The 8,881-nt window shown below is 54.8% G+C and carries 10 protein-coding genes; 7 read left to right on the top strand and 3 right to left on the bottom strand.

The annotated features are described in order from the left end of the window. Window positions 1–74: 74 nt before the first annotated feature. The gene (gene cas2e, locus E1297_RS51245; protein ID WP_368669474.1) at window positions 75–305 is read right to left on the bottom strand and encodes a type I-E CRISPR-associated endoribonuclease Cas2e; all 231 of its coding nucleotides are present in this window, start codon (window positions 303–305) and stop codon (window positions 75–77) included. Window positions 306–336: 31 nt separating this feature from the next. Continuing rightward, the gene (gene cas1e / locus E1297_RS06535) at window positions 337–1,263 is read right to left on the bottom strand and encodes a type I-E CRISPR-associated endonuclease Cas1e (protein ID WP_209015675.1); all 927 of its coding nucleotides are present in this window, start codon (window positions 1,261–1,263) and stop codon (window positions 337–339) included. Window positions 1,264–1,374: 111 nt separating this feature from the next. On the opposite strand from cas1e, the gene E1297_RS06530 reads away from it, so the two are divergent. The 7 genes from E1297_RS06530 to E1297_RS06500 are packed head-to-tail and all read left to right on the top strand — an operon-like array spanning window position 1,375 to window position 8,673. Beyond that, on the top strand, window positions 1,375–2,253 hold the full coding sequence (locus E1297_RS06530; protein WP_155135458.1) for a CRISPR-associated endonuclease Cas3'': 879 nt from the start codon (window positions 1,375–1,377) through the stop codon (window positions 2,251–2,253). After that, window positions 2,250–4,031: a CRISPR-associated helicase Cas3' gene (cas3, locus tag E1297_RS06525; RefSeq protein WP_155135456.1), complete on the top strand. Its 1,782-nt coding sequence runs from the start codon at window positions 2,250–2,252 to the stop codon at window positions 4,029–4,031. Before E1297_RS06530 ends, cas3 begins: the two co-directional genes overlap by 4 nt. After that, window positions 3,982–5,550, top strand: coding sequence for a hypothetical protein (locus E1297_RS06520; protein ID WP_155135454.1), 1,569 nt, complete (start codon window positions 3,982–3,984; stop codon window positions 5,548–5,550). Before cas3 ends, E1297_RS06520 begins: the two co-directional genes overlap by 50 nt. Further along, a complete protein-coding gene (gene casB / locus E1297_RS06515; RefSeq protein ID WP_155135452.1) occupies window positions 5,547–6,053 on the top strand; it encodes a type I-E CRISPR-associated protein Cse2/CasB in 507 nt (168 codons plus the stop codon). The genes E1297_RS06520 and casB overlap by 4 nt, the downstream gene beginning before the upstream one ends. Before the next feature lie 3 nt (window positions 6,054–6,056). Continuing rightward, a complete protein-coding gene (cas7e, locus tag E1297_RS06510) occupies window positions 6,057–7,262 on the top strand; it encodes a type I-E CRISPR-associated protein Cas7/Cse4/CasC (protein ID WP_155135450.1) in 1,206 nt (401 codons plus the stop codon). A gap of 5 nt (window positions 7,263–7,267) precedes the next feature. Beyond that, entirely contained in the window at window positions 7,268–7,987 is a 720-nt protein-coding gene (cas5e, locus tag E1297_RS06505; RefSeq protein ID WP_155135448.1) for a type I-E CRISPR-associated protein Cas5/CasD, read from the top strand. Further along, a complete protein-coding gene (locus E1297_RS06500) occupies window positions 7,987–8,673 on the top strand; it encodes a type I-E CRISPR-associated protein Cas6/Cse3/CasE (RefSeq protein ID WP_155135446.1) in 687 nt (228 codons plus the stop codon). The genes cas5e and E1297_RS06500 overlap by 1 nt, the downstream gene beginning before the upstream one ends. Window positions 8,674–8,697: 24 nt before the next feature. Here the strand turns inward: E1297_RS06500 and E1297_RS49750 are convergent. Next, the coding region (locus tag E1297_RS49750) for a hypothetical protein (RefSeq protein WP_209015674.1) at window positions 8,698–8,881 on the bottom strand (184 nt) is incomplete at its 5' end.

The raw sequence follows: 8,881 nt of genomic DNA, 5'->3' as shown, positions 1-8,881 counted from the left end.
GAATATCTCTGCGTGCGCAGAGGAAACCCTTGCTTTTATCTCATTGAAAAATAAAGATGTCAAAGAACGAAACGCTAATTTCGCTTTAGGCTAACATAGAATCCGTCAAAGTCGACAATCTCTCTCGCCGGCGCGCCGACAGATTCGACCATCAGTCCGCTAGGTTGATTTTTGTCTTCGTAAATCATGCTGACAGACCCTCGCCTTAACTGCGAATGCCAATCTGAAACAACCTCCCACAAGCGGTCCCGGATCCCACGACTCAAATTCGATGAAGCATAGACACCAGGCGACAACTCGGGCATGCAAGACAGCAGAAAGCCGCGGTAACGATCCTCAACATCCCTTGTGATCACTATAGTCATCGACATTGAGAAGCCCTTTTATTCTATCGATCATCTCGTCCACTAAAGATTGCTTTCTGGCAAGTTTATTGATCTCATGACGCACGTGTCGCTCAAGCGAAACCTCAGGGTGATCCATGGTGAATCGGGCGCACTCAAAGGCGATAGGAACGGTAATTGTCGCCCTGTAGAGGTCAGCGACATCTAAACAGAAAGCGTCTCCTGACGACTCGTGTATAAATCCAAGTTGAGGTATCGCGCCCACGCTGTAGACGGCGATCGCCGAAAAAGCATACACGGCAGTGGCGGAATGATTGATTGCTTGATTTGCAAGATCCGACTTCTCAGGGTTTGCCCTATCGAACCGTCGGCCATTCCAAGGGATGCGGTATTTTCCGGCTTGAATTTCATAAACCTTCTTTATTCGGCCGCCCTCGATTCCGCGCAGAACATTTAGATTTCTGTGCGGAAAGACCTCGCCAAAGCGCAGAGCAAACATTTTTCGCGCGACAAAAGTCCTCGAGGGCAAGTCAGACCAAAGTGTCGCATGGGACCGGGCGATGGAAGAATTGTCCGGAATTAACGGCGGCGCCGAATAAATCCGGACACCACCGCTCCCCACGGCGAGGATCGACGTTCCGTGGCCATTCAATACGCGCAAGACATCGTGACTGATGGAAGTGCCCGGCCCCATGAGGAGTGTCGAAATCCCCTGATGCGGAATGCCGTACTCGCCCGGCGGAATGTCGCCAAACCCTGAGGTTTTAAAAATAAGGCAACCATCCTCAATGCCTATGGTTCCGCGCTCGACCCAAAGAAGTCCATGTCTTGATTTGTGCGGTATTCTCGCAGTCTCAACTCCAAGCCTACCAGTCAGGAAACCCACGCCGCCATCCACTTCAAAACGAACGAAAATCAAACCTGAAATCGCAGTACCACACCGGCGGGAGGAAGGAAATAACAGCGCGCACTTGCGTGCCTAAAGGATTCAACTTAACCTTTTTTCGGTTTTAAAGGATTCAGGTGTCAAATGCAGGGGCTTCCAACGGATTATTGGGCAAAATTCAAGGATTCGCCCGCCGGAGATGGCCCGAAGTGGCTCCCCCTGACCCACCACATGATCGACGTTGCAATCATGCTCAGAGAGCTTCTCGACAACGGATACGAGAAGCCACTCGCCAGGACCTGCGGACTCCGATGGCTTTCCGAAATCCAGAAGCAACGCATGTGCTTGCTGGCCTTTCTCCATGACGTCGGCAAGGCGATAAACGATTTTCAGGGACAGGTTTTCAACGACTACGGTCACCGCCGCTTCAAAGGCCACACAATGGTTGCGTGCAGCCTTTTCTCCGACGAACTCGTGGAGGATTTCCTAAAACTCCTGCCGGCCAATTTCGACCTTTGGTTCCAGGACGGAAACGACGATGGCGAAGAACTTTTCATTCGGGCATTTCTCGCAACAATCGGCCACCATGGCGCCCCGGTAAAATATGCCATTCGAGCCTCGACCGTCGAGGATTATGAACTGAAGGAGGTCAAGTGGAGCGGATGGAAATACACCGACCTGAAGCGTCTTTTCTCCGAGTTGGCGGACATCATGAAAACCAACTGGCCGAAGGCATTCGAGCACGATGAACCGTTAACGTGTTCCGCCGCATTCATGAACGAGTTCAACGGGCTTCTCACTTTGGCGGACTGGATGGCATCGGACGATCGACATTTCGATTTCCATTCGGGGTCGACCCCTCTTGCTCGTATAGATTTCGCACGAAAAACAGCTCGCGAAATGCTCGAAAAGTCCGGAAGGACCGCCGTTCCGGAAAGGACTTCATTCGAGGGAATTTTCGAATTCAAGCCACACCAAATGCAGTCCGCATTCATTGACGTTACGAACGCGCTCTACCAATGAACACAACCCTAAGAAATGCTCCTTCCGGATCCTTGGCGATCTTTGAATCCGAAACCGGCTCAGGAAAGACGGAAACAAGCATCGCCCATTTCGGACGCCTCTTGGAGCTGGGACTTGTGGATGGATGTTTTTTCGCACTCCCAACAAGAACCAGCGCCGCACAGATCCACGGACGCGTAAGATGGGCGGTCGACAAAATGTTCGGCAACGGAAGGGTGCCGGTCACTCTCGCGGTGCCGGGATACCTGACGGGTGGATCGACGGGCGAGGAAATCATCAAGTCGGACAATGCGAGCCCAGGGCCTGAAAATTGGCACGCCGAAATGTCAAAACGTTACTTGGCATCACGTTTTGCCGTTGGCACGGTAGATCAAATCCTACTTTCGGCAATGCACGCGAAACACTCCACGCTCAGATGGTCGTCCTTCGGTCGATCCCTCTTGATCGTTGACGAAGTCCATGCCTCCGACGCCTATATGACGCGAATCCTCGCAGAGGTGGTGGAGCGGCATGTAAATCGAGGTGGTCACGCTTTCCTTATGTCCGCAACGCTGGGTTCGATCGCCGCGCAAAGGTTCATCAGCAGAACGGCGATTGCCACATTCAGTTCACCGACGCTGAAAGAAGCGACGGCGCTTCCCTATCCGTGCATTCGACACGTGATCGCCGGAAAACTAACCACCACGCCGCTCCCTCCCGTAGGCCGGAGAAAGTCCGTCAGGATCGTCACCAGGAACATAATGAAGAATGCCGCGGACGTGGCCGAGTTGGCTGCCGGACACGTTCGAAAGGGCGCGAGGGTGCTTGTGATCCGAAACACCGTACGGGAGTGCGTAGCCGTCCAGAAGCACCTCGAAAAACTGCTTCCGCCGGAAAACATCCTTCGAACCTCCAATGGCACCAATGTGCCCCATCACGGTCGGTTTGCAACAGAAGATAGGGTAGAGATCGACCAGGCCATAGAAAGAGCATTCGGAAAGAATTCCAAACGAGACGCCGTCGTTGCGGTCGGAACACAAACCATAGAGCAATCCCTGGACATCGACGCCGACATCCTAATCACGGACATCTGTCCGATGGATGTCCTGCTCCAACGACTCGGACGCCTGCATAGGCATACTCAAAGAATGCGCCCGGAGGGTTTCGAGATACCAACGGCGATCGCTCTAGTGCCGGATCATGACCTGTCAGACTTCACGAAGAAGGCCGACCATGGCATCGGAACCGACAGAGCCTACGAACAGGTGACGCAGGTCGCAATCACCAGGAAGGAAATCGAAAGACGTGGAATGCTCGTGACCCCAGATGACAACCGGGAACTCGTTGAAGCCTGCACGCACCCGGAAAGCATCGAAAGGTTCGTTTCCGAAAATCCGGATTACGAGCAGCAAAACTCCAAGGCGGAAGGCTACGAACTAGCCAGACAAACGGCCGCCCAATCAGGACTGCGCGACAGGGACTGGCGATACGGAGACCACGTTTCCGACATCCCGAAGAATGCCGCGAGCCGCATTGGCGACCATGGGATTCGATTGGAGTTCAAGAGACCGTGCGAGTCTGTTCTGGGATTCAACGTACGCGGAGTGGCCATACCCAGCTATCTTAATAAGAGTTCGCCGGAGGGGCTTGACGTCGTCGAAGGACTCGTTGTAACCAATCCTTGCGGAATTGAGTTCCGTGTCGGCGCGGATCTCTTTTTCTACGGTCGATACGGATTGGAGAAGTTGAATGAACGAGACCAACCTGATCGACGACGGCCTTATCCCGGTCACCCTTAAGAGCGGCGCCGCTGAACTCCTGACACTCCCAATAGTCATGGAACTCCTCGGCAAAGGCGATATCGAATCCTTTCGGGAGGTCAAGGCCCATCAGTCGGCTGCGCTACACCTCTTTCTCGCTCACCTGGGGGTCTTGGGAACGAGCCTTTCCGACGACGGACTGGGTCCGCTGGCTTCGGCTGAGACCTGGGCCGAGCGCCTTCTGAAGCTCGCTCCGAAGGATTGCTGGAGGATTTTTTCGGAAAATCCCGAAGACTCCGTCTTCATGCAACCAGGGATGCCGACGGCAGATTTCGAGGATACCGTCAAAAGCAAAGGGAAGACATTCAGCCCTGACGAAATTGGTACCCTGATCACCTCCAAGAACCACACCGTGAAATTTTCCGTCATGCAGTATCCAAGTGCATGGCATTGGGTATTGGCCCTGATCGAAACTCAGACGTTATCCGGGTACGAAGGAAGTTCTCTCTACGGAATACCCAGAATGAACCGCGGGTTGTCAACCAAGCTTTGCGTTGCAACCTATACGGATATTTCGACCTCGGGGAAATGGAAGAGCGATGTCAACAAGATCCTTAGAATGTTGCCGAAGATCTACCGGGAGTACCCGCATTTCACCGAGTCCGGAAACAATATCGCCTTGCCTTGGTCGACCTTCTGGGACGGAAAGGGGCAGATCAAGACGACGGATCTACACCCCCTCTACATCGACTGCTGTCGACGTCTCAAGCTTGGCAAGGATGAAGCCGGGCGTTTGTTCGTCGTTACGGCGGGCTCAAAGTGTATGCGAATTCCAAACCTCGATCTGAAGGGCAATTTTGGCGACCCTTGGATGCCGCTCGAGGACACAAGGCACAATCCGAAGGCAAAGAAAACCGTGGAGCCACTCTACAAGTCCATTAGTCCGAATTCTATTTCGGTCGAACTGCTTTCGAGGATCGTCCTCGGACAATCCGGTGTCAAAAGGTCGCCGCTTCAAGAATTCCTTGAGGAGGAAGCCGGGAAGCCGGGGGTCTTTTCGCTGAGCGGAATCCTTCGGGGGCAGGGTGAGACATATGGATACCACGACATTCAGATTCCGATCCCCACAGAGGCGGTCAGGCGCCTGAAGCGCAAACAGGAACGAGATCAGATCGGCGCCTTCAGCGGAATCATGTTGGAACTCGCCAAGAATGCCCAGGAAGCCCTGAAGTTCGGAGTGTACCGCTTCTGCCAGCCAGAAAACGAGAAGATCGATTTTCGCAACAGCGACAAGTCCGAAGGCGCCTTCAAGATCGCTTCAAGCCGGTTCAAGCAGGCATTTTCGAACGAATTCTTTCCTCACCTATGGCAAGTGTCCGCATCCGAGGACCCGAAATCCTGGAAGGAATTTCTGAGGAACACGGCCGAAGACATTCTCGAGAGCACGTTCAAGTCCGGAAGCTCGAGAACACAACTCTCATTTAAGGCGGAAGCCCTTGGGAAGGCCGCCTTTAACGCCCGCTGGCACAATCTATTCAACAAGGAGCCTGCCGAATGAGTTCGGAAGACAAAAAGGAACCAAGCCCCTTCATCAGCACGGTAGGACGAATGATCGCTGAATTCGAACGAGGATTCGAAGGGAAGAGCACCACCCTTTCAAGAGGCGACATCTCCACCCTCCGGCGGATGGACACCAAGACCCCGGCGGTTTCATTCTGGAAGCTCATGGCCGCGGTCAGTGACGACGCCACGCCGAAGGGGCGGTGGGAACTCGTCGCCAAAGCCATGGCGATCATGTCGCCGCACATCCATCAGAACGGAGTGAACCCAGGGCAAGCCTTGCGCGACGTCGGTTTTTCCGCCCGCAGCGACCTGAGGATTTCGCGCCTTCTGAAGGCCGAAGGTGACCCCTTCGAGGACTACCTGATTTCCGCAGTCCGCTTCCTTGCGAACAAGGGACGGCCGGTTAATTGGTTCCGTTTTGCGGAATTCGTTTTCTACCAGAACACCGAGGCGAAGAACCGCCTCGCTCGCGATTTCTACTCTCTCAAGAAGGGCTGACCCATGGGCAACACATTCATCCAGATCCACACTCTGACGGGCTACTCCAGCGTTCTCCTGAACCGCGACGACTCCGGAATGGCAAAGCGCATCGAATACGGTGCTGGCGTCCGCACCCGCACCAGCTCGCAATTCGCCAAGCGCAAGATGCGCACCTCCACTTCCGCATCCAGCCTGCTGGAAGTGGGTGCGCTCGGCGTTCGTTCCAAGCTCCTGTTCCGGAAGCCGATCGCCGAAGCGCTCATTTCCGAAGGACTCAATGCGGAACAGGTTGTCCCGGTCACCCTCGCGGTTATGGACCTTCTCTACGCTCCGAGCGAGAAAGCCAAGGCGAACCGCAAGAAGGCCAAGGAAGCTGAAGAGAACGGCGAGGAAGATGCTCCGAAGGATCCACTCGCTGTTCTCGAGCGCGATGAACTGCTGATCTTCGGAGCTGCCGAAATCGAATTCATCAAGGACATCATCCGGGCCATTATCGCTTCAGCCAACGAAACGGAGCGGACAGACTTCACCAAGGTTGCGGATGAGTACTTCAAGGCCAACAAAACCAAGAAGACGCTTCGACACATGCCGAACGCCTCCCTCGATATAGCTGCATTCGGCCGCATGGTAACCGGGGATGCCCTGTCGACTGTCGATGCGGCTGTTCATGTCGCTCATGCGATCTCCGTGCACGCCCAGCAGTCCGAGGTCGACTTCTTCACCGCTGTCGACGACCTGAAGAACCGCAGTGAAGGCGATGACGCCGGCGGTGGACATCTCGGTGAAACCGAAATCAATTCCCCGCTTCTTTACGGCTACTATGTCGTTGATTTCGACCTCCTGAAGTCGAACCTCAGCGGCGTCGACAATCCGGAGGAAGTCTCCGCAAAGGTCGTCAGTCGAATCCTGAACCTTGCCGCGACAAGCATCGTCGGCGCGAAGAAGGGAAGCACCGCCCCGTACTCAACCGCAGACTTCATCATGGTCGAGATCACGGACGATGCACCCCGCTCCCTGGCAGAGGCATTCCGAGAGCCGGCACGGCCGACGGTGGATGCCGCCGTCAAAAAGCTGACTGACTACGTTGCAGGCAAGGAACGGATTTACGGCGCACCAACCGGCCAGAGGTTCGTTATGTCGATCGTGGAGGCGAACGTGGCAGATGCCGAACAGACGAACCTCGCGCAAGCAACTGCGAAAATCGAAGAAATCCTGACGACGGGATAAGCCACATGAAAACGCTTATCCTCAAACTTGAAGGCCCAATGGCCAGTTTCGGCGACGTGGCGGTGGACGAAACACGCCCCACGGCACGCCACCCCCTCAAGTCGATGATCGTTGGTCTTCTTGGGAACGCCCTTGGGTACAAGCGGACGGAAGGCGAGAAGCTTGAGGCGCTTCAGTCCTCAATCATCGTCGCGAGCCGTCTGGATCGCCCCGGGAAGGTCATGACGGACTACCAGACCGCCCTGACCAACGCAAACGACCCGGAGAAGCCAACGTTCATCGGGAAAAACGTTTGGACAACGCGACCGGTGAACATGCGGACAACGAACAACGACAAGAATCCGATCCAAATCTATCGGGACTACCTAACCGACGTCTCGGTAACGGTCGCAATCGGATCGGAAAATGCGGAGCTTATCAACCTCATTGCGAATGCGGTGAAAAAACCGGTTCGTCCGCTTTTTCTCGGTCGAAAGGCGTGCCCTCCGACGAGGCCGATCTTCGAGGCGGTTATCGAGGCGGACAGCCTGCACGGAGCTCTCGCAACCGTTCCTGACACGGACGGCCATGGAGGAAGGTTCTCGATCAGGACCGAGGCGTCCGAGAAGCATCTTCTGAACGGTGCGTATCGCGAAATCAGCGTGCGAGACCTGAAGAACTGGAAAAACAACTTCCACAGCGATTCCCGTCGCGTGGTCGAAGGCATCATGGAGATCACCGTCTAATGACACACCTCGTGGACATCCGCATCCAAACGAAATCGATGTTTTCCTGGGCGCAGGACATCGGCATCGGCTCTGCGGACATCGGCTATATCGTCCATTCGCTGATCTGCGCCGCTTACGGCAGATTCCGGATGCAGCCATTCCGTCACTTTGAGGAAGGCGATCGAATCAGAGTGCTTGGATACTCCTCCGTCTCCGCCGAGGAACTGACAAATGAGCGGGCGGCAGTTGCGCAACCAGCCGTATCGGCAGCCATTCTTTCGGAGTTGTCGAAGGAAATGCCTTCAGCTTGGGCTGAGGGCGCGAGCTATTCGTTCCAGGTCAAGGCCGCACCGATCGTTCAAGTCGAAAACAGAACGGTCGACGCGTTTCGGCGGGCGCCGAAAGGATCAACCAGGGACGAGGTTTACCTCAAATGGTTCGCCAGAAAGACGGTCGACGCAGCATCCATCCTTAATGCCAAACTGGACGCATTTTCGCTAGAAACCGTATCCCGGCGGCCAGCGCAAAAAAACGAGGAAGGCAAGCGCCCACTCGGCAAGCAGTTCACAATCCCAGCCGCGACGATTTCCGGTATTCTGTCCGTCGCAAACTCGGACGAGTTCCTGAAACTCATTTCCAGAGGTATCGGGCGTCACACGGGCTTTGGGTTTGGCGCAGTACTGCTAAGGCCAGCCAAACCGTAATATCGGCGTTGTTAGTGATGCCGATTATATTGCCGCCGACAGGCGGATGCTCCGTCTTAATAAAACAGTTGAGACGTGATCTGCGTTAGCAGATATCGGCGCTGGCGCAAAGTTCTGCTCCAGCGCCTTTGACTGCGTCATGCAGTCTGCTCTTTGATATTTCAATAGCTTATACCACAGGGTTTCCTCTGCGCACGCAGAGATATTC

Source organism: Roseibium sp. RKSG952, from assembly GCF_009711355.1.
Note: the sequence above shows the minus strand (reverse complement) of the source record. Positions and strands in the feature narration are given on the sequence as shown.

Excerpts from the sequence above, each read along its gene's own strand:
- cas2e (WP_368669474.1), bottom strand. The coding sequence starts at position 305 with ATGCCCGAGTTGTCGCCTGGTGTCTATGCTTCATCGAATTTGAGTCGT.
- E1297_RS06530 (WP_155135458.1), top strand. The coding sequence starts at position 1,375 with ATGCAGGGGCTTCCAACGGATTATTGGGCAAAATTCAAGGATTCGCCC.
- cas3 (WP_155135456.1), top strand. The coding sequence starts at position 2,250 with ATGAACACAACCCTAAGAAATGCTCCTTCCGGATCCTTGGCGATCTTT.
- E1297_RS06520 (WP_155135454.1), top strand. The coding sequence starts at position 3,982 with ATGAACGAGACCAACCTGATCGACGACGGCCTTATCCCGGTCACCCTT.
- casB (WP_155135452.1), top strand. The coding sequence starts at position 5,547 with ATGAGTTCGGAAGACAAAAAGGAACCAAGCCCCTTCATCAGCACGGTA.
- cas7e (WP_155135450.1), top strand. The coding sequence starts at position 6,057 with ATGGGCAACACATTCATCCAGATCCACACTCTGACGGGCTACTCCAGC.
- cas5e (WP_155135448.1), top strand. The coding sequence starts at position 7,268 with ATGAAAACGCTTATCCTCAAACTTGAAGGCCCAATGGCCAGTTTCGGC.
- E1297_RS06500 (WP_155135446.1), top strand. The coding sequence starts at position 7,987 with ATGACACACCTCGTGGACATCCGCATCCAAACGAAATCGATGTTTTCC.